Source organism: Pseudomonas sivasensis, assembly GCF_013778505.1.
In the GTDB taxonomy this organism is placed as follows: Bacteria; Pseudomonadota; Gammaproteobacteria; order Pseudomonadales; family Pseudomonadaceae; genus Aquipseudomonas; species Aquipseudomonas sivasensis.
Genome location: NZ_JAAOWU010000010.1, coordinates 148,927 through 168,973, shown reverse-complemented (window position 1 = coordinate 168,973; position 20,047 = coordinate 148,927). Strand labels below are relative to the sequence as shown.

Annotated in this window: 14 protein-coding genes; 12 read left to right on the top strand and 2 right to left on the bottom strand. The window is 60.2% G+C overall.

Features of this window, described 5'->3' with window-relative positions:
• The first annotated feature begins 99 nt into the window (after positions 1–99).
• A complete protein-coding gene (gene typA, locus G9Q84_RS17990) occupies positions 100–1,920 on the top strand; it encodes a translational GTPase TypA (protein WP_032890153.1) in 1,821 nt (606 codons plus the stop codon).
• Between the two features lie 203 nt (positions 1,921–2,123).
• On the opposite strand, the gene G9Q84_RS17985 is transcribed toward typA, so the two are convergent.
• Positions 2,124–2,558 carry a YkgJ family cysteine cluster protein gene (locus tag G9Q84_RS17985; protein ID WP_003187815.1) on the bottom strand — a complete coding sequence of 145 codons (435 nt, stop codon included), beginning with the start codon at positions 2,556–2,558 and terminating at the stop codon, positions 2,124–2,126.
• Positions 2,559–2,797: 239 nt separating this feature from the next.
• On the opposite strand from G9Q84_RS17985, the gene G9Q84_RS17980 reads away from it, so the two are divergent.
• From G9Q84_RS17980 to G9Q84_RS17955, 6 genes are all read left to right on the top strand, one after another.
• Positions 2,798–5,248: a glycogen/starch/alpha-glucan phosphorylase gene (locus tag G9Q84_RS17980; protein ID WP_181643809.1), complete on the top strand. Its 2,451-nt coding sequence runs from the start codon at positions 2,798–2,800 to the stop codon at positions 5,246–5,248.
• Positions 5,249–5,405: 157 nt separating this feature from the next.
• Positions 5,406–8,921, top strand: a complete 3,516-nt coding sequence (locus tag G9Q84_RS17975) for a DUF2339 domain-containing protein (protein WP_181643808.1) — start codon at positions 5,406–5,408, stop codon at positions 8,919–8,921.
• A complete protein-coding gene (locus G9Q84_RS17970) occupies positions 8,921–10,273 on the top strand; it encodes a DUF3999 domain-containing protein (protein WP_181643820.1) in 1,353 nt (450 codons plus the stop codon). The genes G9Q84_RS17975 and G9Q84_RS17970 overlap by 1 nt, the downstream gene beginning before the upstream one ends.
• Positions 10,274–10,382: 109 nt before the next feature.
• Positions 10,383–11,393 (top strand): class 1 fructose-bisphosphatase, encoded by a 1,011-nt coding sequence (locus G9Q84_RS17965; RefSeq protein ID WP_003237460.1) that lies wholly within the window; start codon positions 10,383–10,385, stop codon positions 11,391–11,393.
• A 176-nt stretch (positions 11,394–11,569) separates the two neighbouring features.
• Positions 11,570–11,824 carry a lipoprotein gene (locus G9Q84_RS17960; protein ID WP_032890159.1) on the top strand — a complete coding sequence of 85 codons (255 nt, stop codon included), beginning with the start codon at positions 11,570–11,572 and terminating at the stop codon, positions 11,822–11,824.
• Between the two features lie 30 nt (positions 11,825–11,854).
• Positions 11,855–12,424, top strand: a complete 570-nt coding sequence (locus G9Q84_RS17955; RefSeq protein WP_032890161.1) for a lipocalin family protein — start codon at positions 11,855–11,857, stop codon at positions 12,422–12,424.
• Positions 12,425–12,537: 113 nt separating this feature from the next.
• Here G9Q84_RS17955 and G9Q84_RS17950 read toward each other — a convergent pair whose 3' ends face one another.
• Entirely contained in the window at positions 12,538–13,902 is a 1,365-nt protein-coding gene (locus G9Q84_RS17950; RefSeq protein ID WP_181643807.1) for a formimidoylglutamate deiminase, read from the bottom strand.
• A 147-nt stretch (positions 13,903–14,049) separates the two neighbouring features.
• Here G9Q84_RS17950 and hutC point away from each other — a divergent pair, with 147 nt between their 5' ends.
• From hutC to G9Q84_RS17925, 5 genes are all read left to right on the top strand, one after another.
• Positions 14,050–14,760 (top strand): histidine utilization repressor, encoded by a 711-nt coding sequence (gene hutC, locus G9Q84_RS17945; RefSeq protein ID WP_241089512.1) that lies wholly within the window; start codon positions 14,050–14,052, stop codon positions 14,758–14,760.
• The gene (locus G9Q84_RS17940; protein WP_181643806.1) at positions 14,757–15,314 is read left to right on the top strand and encodes a HutD/Ves family protein; all 558 of its coding nucleotides are present in this window, start codon (positions 14,757–14,759) and stop codon (positions 15,312–15,314) included. The genes hutC and G9Q84_RS17940 overlap by 4 nt, the downstream gene beginning before the upstream one ends.
• 404 nt (positions 15,315–15,718) lie before the next feature.
• The gene (gene hutU, locus G9Q84_RS17935) at positions 15,719–17,389 is read left to right on the top strand and encodes a urocanate hydratase (RefSeq protein WP_032890167.1); all 1,671 of its coding nucleotides are present in this window, start codon (positions 15,719–15,721) and stop codon (positions 17,387–17,389) included.
• 142 nt (positions 17,390–17,531) lie between these two features.
• Complete coding sequence (locus G9Q84_RS17930; RefSeq protein WP_032890170.1) at positions 17,532–19,004, top strand: purine-cytosine permease family protein; 1,473 nt, start codon at positions 17,532–17,534, stop codon at positions 19,002–19,004.
• A 68-nt stretch (positions 19,005–19,072) separates the two neighbouring features.
• On the top strand, positions 19,073–20,038 hold the full coding sequence (locus tag G9Q84_RS17925; RefSeq protein ID WP_032890172.1) for an ABC transporter substrate-binding protein: 966 nt from the start codon (positions 19,073–19,075) through the stop codon (positions 20,036–20,038).
• The last annotated feature ends 9 nt before the right edge of the window (positions 20,039–20,047 follow it).

The following is a 20,047-nucleotide window of genomic DNA, read 5'->3' as shown; positions in this document are numbered from 1 at the left end:
CCCGACTCTGCCGTCAAGCTGTAACGGCAAGGCCTGACTCTACTGTAAATCGCTGCCACGACCTGTCAGCACACCGAATCCTCTGATCGAGATACACAAGTGATCGAAAATCTACGTAACATCGCCATCATTGCTCACGTTGACCATGGTAAAACCACCCTGGTAGACAAACTCCTGCGTCAATCCGGCACCCTGGAGCGCAACGAGCTCAACGACGAGCGCGTGATGGACTCCAACGACCAGGAAAAAGAGCGCGGTATTACCATCCTGGCAAAAAACACCGCTATCAACTGGAACGGCTACCACATCAACATCGTGGACACCCCGGGCCACGCCGACTTCGGCGGCGAAGTAGAACGCGTAATGTCGATGGTTGACTCCGTTCTGCTGCTGGTTGATGCCCAAGACGGCCCTATGCCGCAAACCCGTTTCGTGACCAAGAAGGCTTTCGAAGCCGGCCTGCGTCCGATCGTGTGCATCAACAAGGTTGACCGTCCGGGCGCGCGTCCGGACTGGGTTCTGGACCAGATCTTCGACCTGTTCGACAACCTGGGTGCTACCGAAGAACAGCTGGACTTCAAAGTCGTGTACGCCTCGGCCCTGAACGGCATTGCCGGTCTGGAACACACCGACATGGCTGAAGACATGACCCCGCTGTACCAGTCGATCGTCGACAACGTACCGGCTCCAAAAGTTGACCGTGACGGCCCGTTCCAGATGCAAATCTCGGCACTGGACTACAACAGCTTCCTGGGTGTTATCGGTGTTGGCCGTATCGCTCGTGGTAGCGTCAAGCCGAACACCCCGGTTGTTGCTATCGGCGCCGACGGCAAGAAGCGTAACGGTCGTATCCTGAAGCTGATGGGTCACCACGGTCTGCACCGTATCGACGTTGAAGAAGCTTTCGCTGGCGACATCGTATGCGTGAGCGGTATGGACTCCCTGTTCATCTCCGACACCCTGTGCCAGCCGGACAACGTCGAGGCGATGAAGCCTCTGACCGTTGACGAACCAACCGTTTCCATGACCTTCCAGGTAAACGACTCGCCTTTCTGCGGTAAAGAAGGCAAGTTCGTGACTTCCCGTAACATCAAGGAACGTCTGGACAAAGAGCTGCTGTACAACGTTGCACTGCGCGTTGAAGAAGGCGACTCGGCTGACAAGTTCAAGGTTTCCGGCCGTGGTGAGCTGCACCTCTCGGTACTGATCGAAACCATGCGTCGCGAAGGCTTCGAAATGGGCGTTGGTCGTCCAGAAGTGATCATCCGTCAAGTTGACGGCGTGAAGCAGGAACCGTTCGAAAACGTAACCATCGACACCCCTGAAGAATCCCAGGGCAAGGTCATGGAAGAGATGGGCCTGCGTAAAGGCGACCTGACCAACATGGTGCCGGATGGCAAAGGCCGTGTGCGTCTGGAATACAACATCCCTGCTCGTGGTCTGATCGGTTTCCGTAACCAGTTCCTGACCCTGACCAACGGCGCTGGCATCCTGACCTCGATCTTCGATCGCTACGACACCATGAAGTCCGGCGACATGTCCGGCCGTCAGAACGGTGTTCTGGTATCGGTTGAGACTGGCAAGGCACTGACCTACTCCCTGGAAACCCTCCAGGCGCGTGGCAAGCTGTTCGTTGAACACGGTCAAGAGATCTACAACGGTCAGATCGTTGGTCTGAACAGCCGTGACAACGACATGGGCGTCAACCCAACCAAAGGCAAGAAGCTCGACAACATGCGTGCTTCGGGCAAAGACGAAACCATCGCTCTGGTCCCACCTGTTCGCTTCACCCTGGAACAGGCCCTGGAATTCATCCAGGACGACGAGCTGTGCGAAGTTACGCCTAAGTCGATCCGCCTGCGTAAGAAGATCCTGGACGAAGGCGAGCGTACCCGCGCTGCCAAGAAAGCCAAGAACTGAGTTAACTCAGGCTGAATGAAAAACGCCCCCGGTCGAAAGGCCGGGGGCGTTTTTTTATGCCTGCTGGTTTTGTGGTGGCTGTACCGGCCTCATCGGGGGCAAGCCCCCTCCCACATTTGACCGAGTACAGCCATCTGGAATGCGGTCAGTGTGGGAGGGGGCTTGCCCCCAATAGAGCCCTTGAGCCCCCTGCAAAACCCGGATCAGAACTTGTCGAGGGTCTTGAAATTGGTCTCGCGCACCACTTCCTTCGGCTTGTACGCGCAATACCCCGGCCGCGGTCCGATCTTCGGGTGATTGCGGCAGGTATCCGGGCGCTTGTCATAAATAGTGCAGAAGCGCGTCTTACGATCCAGGTACAGGCAATCGTTGTTGCTCATGCGCTGCAGCGTAAAAATCTCGGATTTGTTGTTGTAGCGCTCGACGATGCCTTCCTTCTGCAACCGCTTGGCGATGTTCTTCGGCGGATCGCCGCGTTCGAACTCATCGACGATGCCAATGCGGATCAGGTCCTTGATCTTCACTTCGACCGGCAGCGTGCAGCAGCTGGACACGCAGCCACCGCACATGTGGGCGGAATATTTCTGCCAGGTCTCAAGACGGTCGAGTTCCGCGGCGGCGATCAGTTGAGGCTTCATCAAGGTTCCAAAAGGTGAGGCTGTATCCGGGCGCGGGATCATACCGGGATTGGTGGTTTTTTGAACAATATTTTGCGTATTTCATCCCGAACGGTGCGATGGGCGAAAGCAGGCACGGCCAATGCATCAAAACCTGCTAAAGGTAAATGCGTTAAAAAACTGCCGAACGAGAGCGTCTACCGTCTGTCAGACCGTCTAGGCTCTAGCAACTCCTTCTATCTCGCCCGAGGTCGCAATTGATGTCTCAGGAACCACTTGCACGAGAAGCAGAGGTAGCCGCATTTCGCGATGCCGTCTTGACCAAACTCACCTACGCGGTGGGCAAGGACCCGGATCACGCCTTCGACCACGACTGGTTCGAAGCCATTGCTCTGGCCGCACGCGACCAGATGGTCGATCACTGGATGGACCACACGCGGCGTATTTACCGCAAGGGCCAGAAACGTGTGTATTACCTGTCCCTCGAATTCCTCATCGGCCGTTTGCTCTACGACAGTCTGAGTAACCTTGGTGTGTTGGAGATTGCCCGCGAAGCGCTCAGCGAACTTGGCGTCGACCTTGAGCGTATCCGCCTGCTGGAGCCTGACGCGGCGCTCGGCAACGGTGGCCTGGGCCGCCTGGCCGCATGCTTCATGGAAAGCATGTCAACCTTGGGCATTGCCGGTCACGGTTATGGCATCCGTTATGAACATGGCCTGTTCCGCCAGGCGATTGTCGATGGCTGGCAACAGGAGCAGACCGAACGCTGGCTGGATTTCGGCAACCCGTGGGAGTTCGAGCGCGCTGAAGTGATCTACCCGATCGGCTTTGGCGGCAGCGTGGAAACCCTGCCGGACGCCGCCGGCAAGCTGATCCAAGTGTGGACGCCCGGCGAGACCGTGCGCGCCGTGGCCTATGACACGCCGGTGGTCGGTTGGCGCGGTGCAAGCGTCAACACCCTGCGCCTGTGGCGTGCACGGGCGGTGGAGGACTTGCACCTGGAGCGCTTCAACGCCGGTGACCACTTGGGCGCCGTTGCCGAAGTGGCCCGCGCTGAAAGCATCTCCCGGGTGCTTTACCCGGCGGATAGCACCGAAGCAGGGCAGGAGCTGCGCCTGCGTCAGGAATACTTCTTCGTCTCCGCCTCTCTGCAAGACCTGCTGCGCCGCCACAAAAACATGCATGGCTCGGTATTGAGCCTGGGCGAACACGCGGCGATCCAGCTCAACGACACCCACCCGTCCATCGCCGTGGCCGAGTTGATGCGCCAACTGGTGGATTTGCACGACATCGCTTGGGACGCCGCTTGGCAGGTCACGGTCGAAACCTTGTCCTACACCAACCACACCTTGCTGCCCGAGGCGTTGGAAACCTGGCCGGTAGGCCTGATGGAACGCATGTTGCCTCGGCACATGCAGATCATCTACTTGATCAATGCCCAGCACATCGACTCGCTGCGCGCCAAAGGTATCCACGATTTTGACGTGCTGCGCGCTGTGTCGCTGATCGAAGAAGACAATGGTCGCCGCGTGCGCATGGGTAACCTGGCGTTCCTCGGCTCCCACAGCGTCAATGGCGTGTCGGGCTTGCACACCCAACTGATGCGCAGCACGGTGTTCTCCGAACTGCACAAGCTCTACCCAGACCGCATCAACAACAAAACCAACGGCATTACCTTCCGCCGCTGGCTGTACCAGGCCAACCCCAAGCTCACCGAGATGCTGGTGGAAGCCCTGGGTCCGGACATTCTCGACACCATGGAAACCCGCTTGGGCGAATTGGAAACCTTCGCCGAGAAACAGACCTTCCGCAAAGCCTTCGCCGACCAGCGCCTGCACAGTAAGCGTGCACTGGCCGAGATCATCCACGAGCGCCTGGGCATTTCGGTGAACCCGGCGGCGATGTTCGACGTGCAGGTCAAACGTATCCACGAGTACAAGCGCCAACTGCTCAACCTGCTGCACACCGTGGCGCTTTACCAGGCGATCCGTGCCGAGCCGGGCACCGACTGGGTGCCGAGGGTGAAGATCTTCTCCGGCAAGGCGGCGGCCAGTTATCACCAGGCCAAGTTGATCATCAAGTTGACCAACGACATCGCCCGCACCGTCAACAACGATCCGACTGTGCGCGGGTTGCTCAAAGTGGTCTTCCTGCCCAACTACAACGTCAGCCTGGCAGAAAGCATCATCCCGGCGGCGGACTTGTCGGAGCAGATATCCACGGCCGGCTTTGAAGCGTCGGGCACCAGCAACATGAAGTTCGGCCTCAACGGCGCGCTGACCATCGGAACCATGGACGGCGCCAACGTGGAGATGCACGAGCGCGTGGGCGCCGATCACATGTTTATCTTCGGCCTCAGTGCACAGCAGGTGGAAGCCCGAAAACACGCTGGCGAGTTCAACGCCGGGCCTGATATTGCTGCGTCCCATCGCCTCAACGATGTGCTGCAAGCGATCCGTGGCGGGGTGTTCTCGCCGGATGATCCGGGCCGCTATGTGGGCTTGATCGACGGGTTGATCGACTACGACCGCTTCCTGGTGTGTGCCGATTTCGACTCCTACTGGGATGCCCAGGCGCGGGTCGAAGCGCATTGGCATGACTCCAAGGCATGGTGGCGTTCGGCGGTGCTCAATACCGCGCGCATGGGCTGGTTCTCGTCGGACCGGACGATCCGCGAGTACGCCACGGAGATCTGGAAAGCGCTCGACTAAGCACCTTGGATCCAAATATGGGAGGGGGCTTGCTCCCGATAGTGGATGGTCAGTTGACGAATATGTCGACTGACACGCCGCTATCGGGGGCAAGCCCCCTCCCACATTGGTTGCGCGTCGATATACTGAGCGCCGGTTTGCTTAGGGAATATCGACCATGCAATGGATTTTCATGCTGATTGGCCTGGTTGTCGGCTGGACGCTCGATGAGTCGTTCTATGACGCAGGCATCGGCGCACTGCTGGGGTTGGGCATTGGCCAAGCGATTGGCCTGTCGAAGCTTGCGGCCCAGGTGCGACAGCAGGCGCGTCAGTTGGAAACCTCGCAGAAGTCGGTGATCGCCCTCGGTGAGCGACTGCGGCAATTGGAAGTGCCCGCGCCGGCCAGCCCCGCGGTGGTCGAACCCTCCATCCCTGAACCGACACCCATCACCAAGGCCCCCGAACTGGTTTGGGAGCTGCGGGCCGAATTGGCGCCCGTCGCCATGATCGCCGAACCAAGCCCTGCATTGCCCGAAGACGCCTGGAAGCCTGCTCCGGCTCCGCGCCCTCCTGAAGAACCTGCTATCCCCCGTGGCCCCAACCTGTTCGAACGTGCCCTCGCTGGTGCACGCAATTGGCTGTTTGGTGGCAACACCGTCCTGCGCGTCGGCGTGGTGCTGTTGTTTCTCGGCCTGGCGTTCCTGCTGCGTTATGCCACCGAAGGCATGGTGGTGCCGATCGAGTTGCGTTACGCCGGTGTGGCTGCTGCCGCCGTCGGCCTGCTGGGCCTGGGCTGGTGGCTGAGACTGCGCAACAGCAACTACGGCTTGATGCTGCAAGGCACCGGGATTGCGGTGCTGTACCTGACGGTGTTTGCCGCGATGCGCCTGCATCCGTTGATCGACCCGAGCGCGGCGCTGGGCCTGCTGGTTGCGGTCACGGTGTTCTCGGCGATCCTGGCGGTCACCCAGGACGCATTGGGCCTGGCCTGCGCGGCAGCACTCGGCGGTTTTGCGGCACCGATCCTTACGTCCACCGGTGCCGGTAACCATGTTGCGCTGTTCAGTTATTTTGCCCTGCTCAACGCCGGTATTCTCGCCATCGCCTGGTTCAAGGCCTGGCGCTTGCTCAACCTGATCGGGTTCGTCGGTACCTTCGGCATCGGCTTCGCCTGGGGAATGCGTTCCTACACGCCGGAATTGCTGTGGAGCACCGAGCCATTCCTGATCCTGTTCTTCCTAATGTATCTGGCCATCGGCCTGTTGTTCGCCCGACGCAAATTGCTGGAGCTGGGCGACGCGCCCGAAGGCCGTGATGCGTTGTTGCGCTGGTCGGCTGCCAAGGGTGATTACGTTGACGGCGGCATGCTGTTCGGCCCGCCGCTGGTGGGCTTTGGCTTGCAGTTCGCATTGGTACAGCATCTGGAATTCGCCGCGGCGTTCAGTGCGTTGGGCCTGGGCATTATCTACATGGGCCTGGCGCGGTTACTCAGTGGCGGACGCGCGTTGCTGCTGGCGGAAACGTGCCTGGCCCTGGGCGCGATCTTTGCCAGCCTGGCGATTCCTCTGGGCCTTGATGCACGTTGGACGGCTGCGGCGTGGGCGGTGGAAGGCGCCGGGATCTTCTGGCTCGGTTTGCGCCAGGAGCGACCGTTGGCGCGTGCGTTCGGCTTGTTGCTGCAATTGGGCTCAGCGCTGGCCTTCCTCAGCGAACTGCGCATTGGCGAACACAGCCTGCTCGACGGTGCGCCGCTGGGTGCGTTGTTGCTCGGCGCCGCGTTGCTGTTCAGCTTCGATCAGTTGCGCAAGGCATCGGCGGAGCACGCGGCAGAGTGGGAGCGCAAAGGGCTGCCGGTCCTGGCGTCTCTGGGCTTGAGCTTTTTGTACCTGCTGGCGCCCTTGCTGTTGCTGACCCAAGGTACCGCCATCAGTTGGGCCATCGCCGGTCTGGCGACCCTGTTTATCGGCCTGCGCATTGGCTCGCGCACTTTCCTGTTCACTGCGTTCGCGGTGCAATTGCTGGGTGGCGCGTTATTCCTGGTGCGCTTGCAGGGCGGGGAGGGCGCGGCGGTATTCAATGCGGGATGGAGTGGTTTGCTCACGGCCTCACTGATCGGCCTGGCCTTGATTGGCGGCATGCTGCTGGCGGCACGCGACGACATGGTGCGCAGCGATGTGCGGCTGTTACGTGGGTTGTCGGTGGTGCTGCTCGCCGGTCTGGTGTTGATCAATCTGGCGGTGCTGTTTGTGCTGCCATGGGAAAGCGCCAGCGGCGTATGGGCTGCCAGTGGGTTGTTGATCATCTGGCTGAGCTTGTACCTGCAACAACGCGTCAGTTTTGTATTTGGGTTGCTGCTGCAACTGGTCGGCGGTGGCTCGTTCCTGCTGGCGGTGCCGCAATTGCTCGGGCCGTTGACCGGCGAAGGCCTGCGTCCGCTGGCGCACAGTGGTTTCTGGACGCCGATGGTGTTGGGCCTGGCCGCCTTGATCGGCGCCTGGCGCTTGCAACGTGAGCCCCATGCGCCGGTGTTTGCGGTGCTGAAGCTGCAACGCTTGTCTGACCTTTTGCTGGTGTGGGGTGCGGCGTGGTGGACATTGGCGCTGGGTGGCGAAGTGTTGCGCTTTGTTCCGCAAGCGTTGCTTGGTTCTTTCCTGCTGGGGCTTGCCGCAGTGAGCGTGGCGATCTGGGCGCTGCTTGCGGCGCGACTGCGCTGGGCATCGCTGGGTGTGCTGTGCACCTTGCTGATGCCGGCGGCGGGCGTGGCGTTGCTGGTATCTGCCCACAGCTACTATCACCCGGCGGCGCAGTACGGCTGGCTGGCCTGGTTGGCGGTGTTTGTGGTGCATTTCATCTCGCTGCGCCGCTTGGCGCCGGTGGTTCCGGCCAGGATGCTGAGTATTGCCCATGTCCTCGGTTGCTGGATGCTGATCGGCGTGCTGGCACTGGAATTGCGCTATGGACTGTTGCGCCTGTCGGCTGAATACAACGCCTGGCGCTGGTTGGGCTGGGCCATCCTGCCAAGCCTGTACCTGGTGCTGGCCGCCGCACCGCGCACCTGGCCGTGGCCAGTGTCGGCGTACCCAAGGGAGTACCGAGTCCTGGCCGCGCTGCCATTGGCTGTGCTGATGCTCGGCTGGTTCTGGCTGGCGAATACCTTCAGCGATGGCACCGCCAATCCGTTGCCTTACGTGCCTCTGCTCAACCCTCTGGAACTGGGCCTGCTCTTCGCGCTGCTGGGTGTTTACCTGTGGTCCCGAAGCGTGGCGCCACAACGCGGGCCGCGTGCCGAATTGGCCGCACAAGGGATCGCGGGTCTCTCGCTGTTTGCGTTCTTCACGGCACTGGTCATGCGCACCGCGCACCACTGGGGCGGCGTGCCGTTCCATCTGGATGCGTTGCTGGAGTCGATGCTGGTGCAAGCCGGCCTGTCGATTGTGTGGACTCTGATCGCCCTCGGCCTGATGATCGGCGGCCACCTGCGCCATCGTCGCGAAGTGTGGTTGATCGGCGCTGCGTTGATTGCGGTGGTGGTGGCCAAACTGTTCTTTGTCGAACTGAGTAACCGTGGCGGCCTGGCGCGGATCGTGTCGTTTATCGGCGTGGGCGGGCTGTTGCTGGTGGTGGGTTATTTCGCACCGCTGCCACCTAAGCGGGCCGAACCTGTGATGGAAACTGAAGGAGCATCCTCTTGATCGGTAAGTTGAGCGTGGCCATGGTGGGCATGTGTGCGGCGCTGGCGGCGTCGGCCCAGGAAGCCCCGGCTGATTTCACCCACCATGTGCCGCTGAGTGTGAGCGGCAATGGCCCCTGGTATCGCCTTGAATTGCCGTTGGCTGTGCAACTCAACGCGCGCCAGGCGGACCTCGGTGACGTTCGCGTGTTTAACGCCGCCGGTGAGCCCCAGGCCTATGCGCTGTCGCGACAATCTTCCCAGCGCACCGAAAGTCGCAACGTCGCTGATGTGAAGTGGTTCCCGCTATACGCCGCCGACACTCAGGAAAGCCTGCCCGGTGTGGTGATGAAAACCACCACCGAAGGCACCCTGGTGGAAATCAAACCGTCTTCTGCCGCCAAGCCCGGTATGCAGGTGTTGCGCGGCTGGGTGCTGGACGCCAGCGCGATCAAGGCACCGTTGCAGCAACTGAGCCTGGACTGGAGCCGTGAGCAAGAGGGCTTCCAGCGTTTCAGCATTGAAGCCAGTGATGACTTGCAGCGTTGGGAGCCTTGGGGCGAGGGGCAGGTGGCACGCTTGTCGTTCGCCGACGAACGGGTCGAACAGCATGACGTCAGCCTGCCAGGACGCTCTGCGCGCTACCTGCGTCTGGTATGGAAGGGGCAGGCGGCGCCGCTGCTGACCTCGGCCAAGCTGGTGAGTGCTACGCGCAGCAGTCTGCCAATGCCGTTGGTGTGGTCGCAGCCATTGGCGGGAACGCGACTCAAGGCTGGGGAGTACAGCTGGCAGTTGCCGACTGGGCTGAGTGTCGAGCGTTTGCGCATTGAGTTGAAGCAGCCCAACACGCTGGCACCGGTGACATTGGCGGGACGCAGCGATGCCAAACAACTGTGGCAGCCATTGAACAATGGCTTGCTGTACCGCCTGACGCAAAACGGCCAGGACGTAGTGCAGGATGAGTTGCAGTTGCCGGGTCAGGTCGTGACCGAACTCAAGTTGCAGGTGGACGAGCGCGGTGGCGGTTTGGGCGCCGATGCGCCGGCGCTGCGCTTTGCGGTGCGCGCTACCCAGTTGGTGTTCCTGGCGCGGGGTGAGCCGCCGTTCAGCCTGGCGTTGGGCAATGCATCGGTGAAAGCCGCAAGCCTGCCACTGTCGACCCTGATCCCCGATTACAGTGCCGAGCGCCTCAATACGCTGGGACAGGCCAAGGTTGTGGGGGACGTTGCGGTCGCGTCGCCGGTGGTCGTAGCCGCTGTGGAGGACGGGCCGAACTGGAAAAAACTCGGACTCTGGGCCGTCTTGCTGCTCGGCGTGGCGGCACTGGGCGCCATGGCCTACAGTTTGCTGCGCAAGCCACCGGCGGCGCGTTAAATAAAGTCCATGAACTCTATTGGGTTTAAATCCTCTGATAGGAGGAAATACGCCCCGACTCGCGTTAAACTGCGCGGGTTTTCAAGCCCCCCATTCTCCGGAGCCTTACATGTCCCGCGTTACCTTGAGTCGCTATTTGATTGAGCAGACCCGCAGCAACAACACGCCTGCCGATCTGCGCTTCCTTATCGAAGTGGTCGCGCGTGCTTGCAAGGAAATCAGCCATGCCGTGTCCAAAGGCGCACTGGGTGGTGTCCTGGGCAGCATGGGCACTGAAAACGTGCAGGGAGAAGTACAGAAGAAGCTCGACGTAATCTCCAACGAGATCCTGCTTGAAGCCAACGAATGGGGCGGTCACCTGGCCGGCATGGCGTCCGAAGAAATGGACAATGCCTACCAGATCCCGGGTAAATACCCGAAAGGTGCCTACCTGCTGGTGTTCGACCCACTGGACGGTTCGTCCAACATCGACATCAACGCACCGGTCGGCACTATCTTCTCCGTGCTGCGCTGCCCGAACGAATACCTGAGCCAGAACGAAGCCCTGAACGAAAAGGCTTTCCTGCAGCCAGGCACCGAGCAGGTCGCTGCCGGTTACGCGATCTACGGCCCACAGACCATGCTGGTGCTGACCCTGGGTGACGGCGTTAAAGGTTTCACCCTGGACCGCGAAATGGGCAGCTTCGTACTGACCCACGAAGACATCACCATTCCTGCGTCCACCCAGGAATTCGCGATCAATATGTCCAACCAGCGTCACTGGGAAGAACCGGTTACCCGCTACGTGGGCGAGTTGATGGCCGGTGAAGAAGGGCCGCTGAAGAAAAACTTCAACATGCGTTGGGTCGCGGCGATGGTAGCCGACGTGCACCGCATCCTGACCCGTGGTGGCTTGTTCATGTACCCACGTGACAGCCGCGAGCCATCCAAGCCGGGCAAACTGCGCCTGATGTATGAAGCCAACCCGATGTCGTTCCTGGTTGAACAAGCGGGCGGCGCGTCCACTGACGGCCACCAGCGCATCCTCGACATCCAGCCGGAAGGCCTGCACCAGCGTGTAGCGGTGTTCCTGGGTTCGAAGGAAGAAGTTGAGCGCGTGACGGCCTATCACAAGAAGTAAGCTGCGGCGATAAGTGATCGGCGTTGTTGTGAGCCGGTTCACCCTTAAAGAAGCCCCGAAACGTTTCAGCGTTTTCGGGGCTTTTTTGTTTTTACTCGTCGGGAACCAGACACCTATTTTCCCTTCTAAGCTTCTGGCAGATACCCACGCTGCCTTGTCCCTCCAGGAGTTATTCCATGTCGTTACGCCGTCTCGCTTTGCTGGCTTTTTGCGTGCTGTTGGCCGCTTGCAGCAAGATCAACCAGGAAAATTACGCGAAGTTGTCGGCCGGCATGCCCAAGGCCGAGGTGGAGTCGTTGTTGGGTAAGCCGACCGATTGTTCCGGCGCACTGGGCATGTCCAGCTGCACGTGGGGCGATAAAACCAGCTTTATCAGCGTTCAATATGCCGGTGACAAAGTTCTCATGTTTTCCGGGCAAGGCCTGAAGTAAACCGGGGCGAGAGCCTGCGGGAGAAGAAGAATGATGCGTTTTGTTTTGTTCCTTTGTGCCAGCCTGTTTTTGGCGGGCTGTGCCAGCCATTCTGGCGATGATCTGCAACCCAAGACTGCCGGCAGCGTCAACCTCAAGCGTTACCAGGGCACCTGGTATGAGTTGGCCCGATTGCCGATGTACTTTCAGCGCAACTGCGCGCAGTCCGAAGCACGCTACACCTTGTTGCCCGATGGCGACATGTCGGTGTTTAACCGCTGCCTGACCACCGAATGGAAGTGGGAAGAAGCCAAGGGCACCGCCACCCCGCAAGTGCCTGGCAAGACTGACAAGCTCTGGGTGGAATTCAACAACTGGTTCACGTCACTGCTGCCGGGCGTCGCCAAGGGCGATTACTGGGTGCTGTACGTCAGCGATGACTACAAGACCGCCATCGTCGGCAGCCCGAGCCGGCGCTATATGTGGATCCTGTCGCGCACGCCAACGGTCAGTGCCGATACTCGCGAAGACCTGCTGAGCAGGGCGCGACAGCAGGGGTATGACACCACGCGGTTGATCTTCCGGACATCGGATAAGCAGATGGCCAAGACTTCGCAATAACCTGAGAGCCCCTCAATCCAATGTGGGAGGGGGCTTGCCCGCGATAGCGGTGTGTCAGTATCTGATTTGCTGGCTGACACTCTGCAATCGGGGGCAAGCCCCTCCCACATGTTTTAACCGAGTAAGTCCCTTAGCACCTGCGTAAATGCCCGGCTGCTTTCTTCTTCGCCTGCATGACGCCCTTCGCGCACCACCCATTTCCCGTTGACCAGCACATCACGCACCTGGCGATCACCGCCGGCAAACAGCCAGCGATTGAGAATGCCATCCTCTGTTGCTGTCGCCAGGTAAGGGTCATTACCGTCCAGCACGATCCAATCCGCACGCTTGCCCACTTCCAGTCGACCAATTGGCTGCCCCAGTGCCTGTGCGCCACCGTCCAGCGCAGCATCGAACAACGTACGGCCAACCATCGGTTGGTCACTGCGATACAAGCGGTTGCGCCGTTGATCGCGCAGGCGCTGGCCGTATTCCAGCCAGCGCAATTCCTCCACTACGCTCAATGACACATGGCTGTCGGAACCGATGCCCATGCGCCCGCCCTGGGCGAGAAAATCCACTGCCGGGAAAATCCCGTCGCCCAGGTTGGCTTCGGTGGTCAGGCACAATCCGGCAATCGCCCGGCTCGCTGCCATGCGCGTCACTTCTTCCGGGTTGGCGTGAGTCGCGTGCACCAGGCACCAGCGTTCATCCACCTCGACATTGTCATACAGCCATTGCAACGGACGCTTGCCGCTCCAGGCCAGGCAGTCGTCGACTTCTTTTTGTTGTTCGGCAATATGGATATGGATCGGGCACGTCTTGTCGCTGGCGGCCAGGACTTCATTGATTTGTTGTGGTGTAACAGCGCGCAGGGAGTGGAAGCACAAGCCCAGTTGCTGCGCCGGTTGCGCCGCGAGGATCGGTTTGAGGCGCGCCTGCAGGTCCAGGTAGTTTTCGGTGCTGTTGATAAACCGTCGCTGGCCTTCGTTCGGCGCCTGCCCGCCAAAACCCGAGTGGGTGTAGAGCACGGGCACCAAGGTCAGGCCAATACCGCTGCTGGCGGCCGCGTGGCTGATCTGCCGCGACAGTTCCGTACGGTCGGCAAAAGGCTGGCCGCTGACATCATGATGCACGTAGTGAAATTCGGCCACCGAGGTGTAACCGGCCTTGAGCATCTCGATGTAAAGCTGGCGCGCGATCACCTGCAGTTGCTCCGGACTGATCTTGCCGACCATGCGGTACATCAGCTCACGCCAGGTCCAGAAGCTGTCATTCGGGTTGCCGGCGACTTCGGCCAAACCCGCCATGGCGCGTTGGAATGCGTGGGAGTGCAGGTTGGGCATGCCCGCCAAAACCGGGCCTTTGAGCCGCTCGGCGCCGTCTGCACTGGCATTGGCCGCAATCTGTGTCAGCAGGCCATCGGCGCTGACTTCAAGACGTACATCGTTGGCCCATCCATTAGGCAGCAGTGCGCGTTCGGCAAAAAAAGCGGACATGTTCAGAGCACTCCGGTCGTGTGTTTATTTGTATATACATATACAGACGTTTGCCTGCTCGGTAAACTCCGGCAATCTATGCATCTTTTCCCCCTGCAAGGATTCCCTGTGCCGACTCCGCCCGCCAAGTCTTCACTGGCTGCCCACATGGACGAAAGTCCGGCGCCCTTGTATGCCCGCGTCAAACAGATGATCAGCCAGCAGATCCTCAACGGCAACTGGCCACCCCATTACCGCGTGCCGTCGGAGAGTGAACTGGTCAGCCAACTGGGCTTCAGCCGAATGACCATCAATCGCGCCCTGCGCGAACTCACCGCCGAAGGGTTGCTGGTTCGCATGCAAGGCGTCGGTACTTTTGTCGCCGAGCCCAAAAGCCAGTCGGCGCTGTTTGAAGTGCACAACATTGCTGATGAGATCGCTTCCCGCGGTCATCGGCATACCTGCCAGGTCATCACCCTGGGCGAAGAGGCCGCCGGTTCCGAACGTGCCGTCGCCCTGGAAATGCGCGAAGGCGGGCGGGTGTTCCACTCCCTGATCGTGCATTACGAAAACGATATTCCCGTGCAAATCGAAGACCGTTTCGTCAACGCCTTGGTCGCGCCGGAATACCTGCAGCAGGATTTCACCCAGCAAACGCCCTATGCCTATCTCAACCAGGTTGCGCCGCTGACGGAAGGCGAGCACGTCGTGGAAGCGATCCTCGCCGACGCCGACGAGTGCAAGCTGCTGCAAATAGAGCCCACCGAACCGTGCCTGTTGATTCGCCGACGCACCTGGTCCGGACGCCAGCCAGTGACCGCCGCGCGGTTGATCCACCCTGGTTCCCGTCACAGCCTCGAAGGACGCTTCAGTAAATGAGTTTGAAAGTCTGGCGCGCCGCCGATTACGTCCGCATGCCGTGGAAAAACGGCGGTGGCAGTACCGAAGAAATCTCCCGTGATGCCGGCGATGGCCTGGATGGCTTTGGCTGGCGCTTGTCGATTGCCGATATCGCCGAGTCGGGCGGCTTTTCCACCTTCGCCGGTTACCAGCGTGTGATCACGGTAATCAAGGGCGCAGGCATGGTGCTGACCGTGGATGGCGAGGAGCAGCGCGGACTGTTACCGCTGCAACCGTTCGCGTTCAAGGGTGACAGCCAGGTGTCGTGCCGATTGATCACTGGGCCGATTCGCGATTTCAACCTGATTTATTCGCCCGAGCGCTACCACGCGCGGTTGCAGTGGATGGATCGTGTGCAGCGGTTTTTCAGTACGGCGCAGACGGTGCTGGTGTTCAGCGTGGCGGATGAAGTGAAGGTGCTGGACCAGGTACTGGGCCATCACGATTGCCTGCAAGTGGACGGTAACGCTGGCTTGCTGGACATCTCTATCACTGGCCGTAGCTGCATCATCGAACTGACTCAGCGCGGTTAAAAAATGTGGGAGGGGGCTTGCCCCCGATTGCGGTGTGTCAGTAACAGATGGGCTGACTGATCCACCGCTATCGGGGGCAAGCCCCCTCCCACATTGTTTCCCACTGTTGTTGCGATCTGTTTCCAACCCTCGCACCATTTTGTTACCGAACGCCCCAGCTTGGCGCAAAACCATGCTGTCGTGACAAACCTCCCTCGCTAGAAAACCCCTTTGTAAGAAATTTCATCATCTCTCTAAGCCTTAATTTCCAAGGCTCACACACGCTTTCCAAAAAAATCCAAACACCTCACTTAGAAAGTTGGCCGCTTGATTGCATATGCTTGTACATACAAGTAAAGATGTGTGCGTAAGACTCTCCTTCGCACCATCCATGTTCGCGCATCGATCGCCGAGGAGTCCTAGCAGTGACCAAGCCTACAAAATACCGTGACGTCGAAATCCGCGCCGCCCGCGGTAACAAGCTCACCGCCAAAAGCTGGCTGACTGAAGCACCGCTGCGCATGCTGATGAACAACCTCGACCCGCAAGTGGCGGAGAATCCGAAAGAGTTGGTGGTGTACGGCGGCATTGGCCGCGCCGCACGTAATTGGGAGTGCTACGACCAGATCGTCGAGAGCCTCACCAATCTGAACGACGACGAAACCCTGCTGGTGCAATCCGGCAAACCGGTCGGCGTGTTCAAGACCCATAGCAACGCCCCGCGCGTGTTGATCGCCAACTCCAACCTGGTTCCGCACTGGGCCAGTTGGGAACACTTCAACGAACTGGATGCCAAGGGCCTGGCTATGTACGGCCAGATGACTGCCGGCAGCTGGATCTACATCGGCAGCCAGGGCATCGTCCAAGGTACTTACGAAACCTTCGTTGAAGCCGGTCGCCAGCATTACGACAGCAATTTGAAAGGCCGTTGGGTCCTCACCGCCGGTCTCGGCGGCATGGGCGGCGCACAGCCTCTGGCCGCGACATTGGCCGGCGCGTGCTCGCTGAACATCGAGTGCCAGCAGGTCAGCATCGATTTCCGCCTGGCCAGCCGTTATGTCGATGAGCAAGCCACCGACCTCGACGACGCGTTGGCCCGTATCGCCAAATACACGAAAGAAGGCAAAGCCATTTCCATCGCGCTGCTGGGTAACGCGGCCGAGATCCTGCCGGAACTGGTCAAGCGCGGTGTGCGCCCGGACATGGTCACCGACCAGACCAGTGCCCATGACCCGCTCAATGGCTACCTGCCCGCCGGCTGGACCTGGGACGAATACCGCGCCCGCGCCAAGACCGAGCCGGCTGCCGTGATCAAGGCCGCCAAGCAGTCCATGGCAGTCCACGTCAAAGCCATGCTGGAATTCCAGAAGCAAGGCATCCCGACCTTCGACTACGGCAACAACATCCGCCAAATGGCACAGGAAGAAGGCGTGGAAAACGCTTTCGACTTCCCAGGTTTCGTTCCGGCGTACATCCGTCCACTGTTCTGCCGTGGCATCGGCCCGTTCCGTTGGGCTGCGCTCTCGGGCGACCCGCAAGATATCTACAAGACCGACGCCAAAGTCAAAGAGCTGATCCCCGACGACGCCCACCTGCACAACTGGTTGGACATGGCTCGCGAACGCATCAGCTTCCAGGGCCTGCCAGCGCGTATCTGCTGGGTCGGTCTGGGCCAGCGCGCCAAGCTCGGCCTGGCATTCAACGAAATGGTGCGCAGCGGCGAGCTGTCGGCGCCGGTGGTGATTGGTCGTGACCACCTCGACTCCGGCTCGGTAGCAAGCCCGAACCGCGAAACAGAATCCATGCAGGACGGTTCCGACGCCGTATCTGACTGGCCGCTGCTCAATGCCTTGCTCAACACCGCCAGCGGTGCGACGTGGGTCTCGCTGCACCACGGTGGCGGCGTCGGCATGGGCTTCTCCCAGCACTCCGGCATGGTGATCGTCTGCGACGGCACCGACGAAGCGGCCGAGCGGATTGCCCGTGTGCTGCACAACGACCCAGCGACAGGGGTGATGCGTCACGCCGATGCGGGTTACCAGATCGCGATCGATTGCGCCAAAGAGCAGGGTCTCAATCTTCCAATGATCAAGTAACCCATGTGGGAGGGGGCTTGCTCCCGATGGCGGTGTATCAGCCAATAGGTCTGGTGACTGACCCACTGCTATCGGGAGCAAGCCCCCTCCCACAGTTGAGCGGCTGCGACCCCCAAAACAATCCATCAGAGGTTGAACACCCATGGCTGCAAATGACGCGCGTGCAAGCACCACCCCGTTGATCGAGAAACGTTCGATCGACTACATCCCGGAAGCGGAAAGACACGGTCGTCTATTGAGCCAATTCACCCTGTGGCTGGGTGCCAACCTGCAAATTACGGCCATTGTCACCGGGGCCTTGGCCGTGGTGCTGGGCGGTGATGTGTTCTGGTCGTTGATCGGTCTGTTGATCGGTCAACTGATCGGCGGCGGCGTCATGGCGTTGCATGCGGCGCAAGGGCCCAAGCTCGGCTTGCCGCAGATGATCTCCAGCCGCGTGCAGTTCGGCGTATATGGCGCGGCCATTCCGATCGTCTTGGTGTGCCTGATGTACCTGGGTTTCACCGCAACCGGTACGGTGCTTTCCGGCCAGGCGCTGGGCCAGTTGTTTGGTGTCAGCAGCAGCGTCGGTATCCTGATCTTCGCCAGCGTCATTGTGCTGGTCACGGTGCTTGGTTATCGGGTGATCCACTTCATAGGGCGCGTTGCCAGCGTCATTGGTGTGATTGCCTTCGTTTACCTGTTCAGTCGCCTGATGGGCCAGGCTGACATTGGCGCATTGCTGCAAATCCGCCATTTCAGCTGGAGCAGTTTCTTGCTCGCGGTGTCCCTCGCCGCCTCCTGGCAGATCGCGTTTGGGCCGTATGTGGCGGACTACTCGCGCTACTTGCCGAGCAGCACGTCGTCGGTGAAAACCTTTCTCGCTGCGGGCGCCGGTTCAGTGATTGGCGCACAAGTGGCGATGATTCTCGGCGTGTTCGCCGCCGCCATGGCCAACGGGCAATTCGCCGGTCATGAAGTGGCCTACATCGTTGGTTTGAGTGGTACGGGCGCCACCGCTGCGCTGCTGTATTTCAGCATCGCGTTCGGCAAGGTCACCATCTCCACACTTAACTCCTACGGCAGCTTCATGTGCATCGCGACCATCATCAGCGGCTTTCGTGGTCGCCTGGAGGTCACGCGTCTGCAGCGTCTGGTGTTCGTGCTGCTTATCGTCGGTACGGCGACCCTGATCGCATTGCTCGGCCAGCATTCGTTCCTCGGTGCGTTCAAGTCTTTCATTCTGTTCCTGCTGGCGTTCTTCACGCCCTGGAGCGCGATCAACCTAGTGGACTACTACTTCATCACCCGCGAGCGCTATGACGTGCCGGCGCTGGCCGATCCAAACGGGCGGTACGGTCGTTGGAACCCTCTGGGTATCAGCGTCTATGTCTTCGGGGTGTTGGTGCAGATGCCGTTCATCGCTACCAAGTTCTACACCGGTCCGCTGGTGAGCGCGCTTGGGGGTGTGGATATCTCCTGGATCATCGGCCTGGTGCTGCCCGCCGCCCTGTATTACCTGTGTGCGAAAAAATGGCACGGCAGCGTGCCCGATCAACTGATTCTGCCGGTCGAGCAGGACAGTGTTGTACCCACTAAAAAAAGCGGGGCCAGTCGCGCTGCGGCGCGGGCCTGACAGGACGTGGACAAGGCAGGACGCCTTTTGACTGCCGTAATCCATTTCATGATTGGGAGCGTCACACAATGAAAATGCATAAGACCCTGCTGACCACGTTGTTCTCTGCAGGCTTGCTGGCCAGCGCTGGCGCCCAGGCGGCCGGTTGGTGCGAGTCCGGTAAACCGGTGAAATTCGCCGGGCTGAACTGGGAAAGCGGCATGTTGCTTACCGACATCCTGCAAACCGTGCTGGAAAAAGGCTACGACTGCAAAACCGACAGCCTGCCGGGCAACTCCATCACCATGGAAAACGCCCTGAGCAGTAACGACATTCAAGTGTTCGCCGAAGAATGGGTCGGCCGCAGCGAAGTCTGGAACAAGGCTGAGAAGGCCGGCAAAGTCGTCGGCGTTGGTGCGCCTGTGGTGGGCGCAATCGAAGGCTGGTACGTGCCGCGCTACGTGATCGAAGGCGACGCCAAGCGCAAGCTGGAAGCCAAGGCGCCGGACCTGAAAACCATCGCCGACCTGGCCAAGTACGCCTCGGTGTTCAAGGACCAGGAAGAACCATCCAAGGGCCGCTTCTACAACTGCCCGGCCGGCTGGACCTGCGAGCTGGACAACAGCGAAATGCTGAAAAGCTACGGCCTGGAAAGCACCTACACCAACTTCCGTCCAGGCACCGGCCCGGCGCTGGATGCGGCGGTGCTGTCGAGCTACAAGCGTGGCGAGCCGATCCTGTTCTACTACTGGTCGCCGACGCCGCTGATGGGTCAGGTCGACCTGGTCAAGCTTGAAGAAAAACCCGGTGTGGATAAAACCGTGACCATCAAGGTCGGCCTGTCCAAGACCTTCCACGAACAAGCCCCTGAACTGGTGGCCGTGCTGGAAAAGGTCAACCTGCCCATCGACCTGCTGAACCAGAACCTGGGACGCATGGCCAAGGAGCGCATTGAGTCGCCGAAACTGGCGAAGATCTTCCTCAAGGAACATCCTGAAGTCTGGCACGCCTGGGTGAGCGAAGACGCAGCCAAGAAAATCGACGCGGCCTTGTAGGTCAAGTGT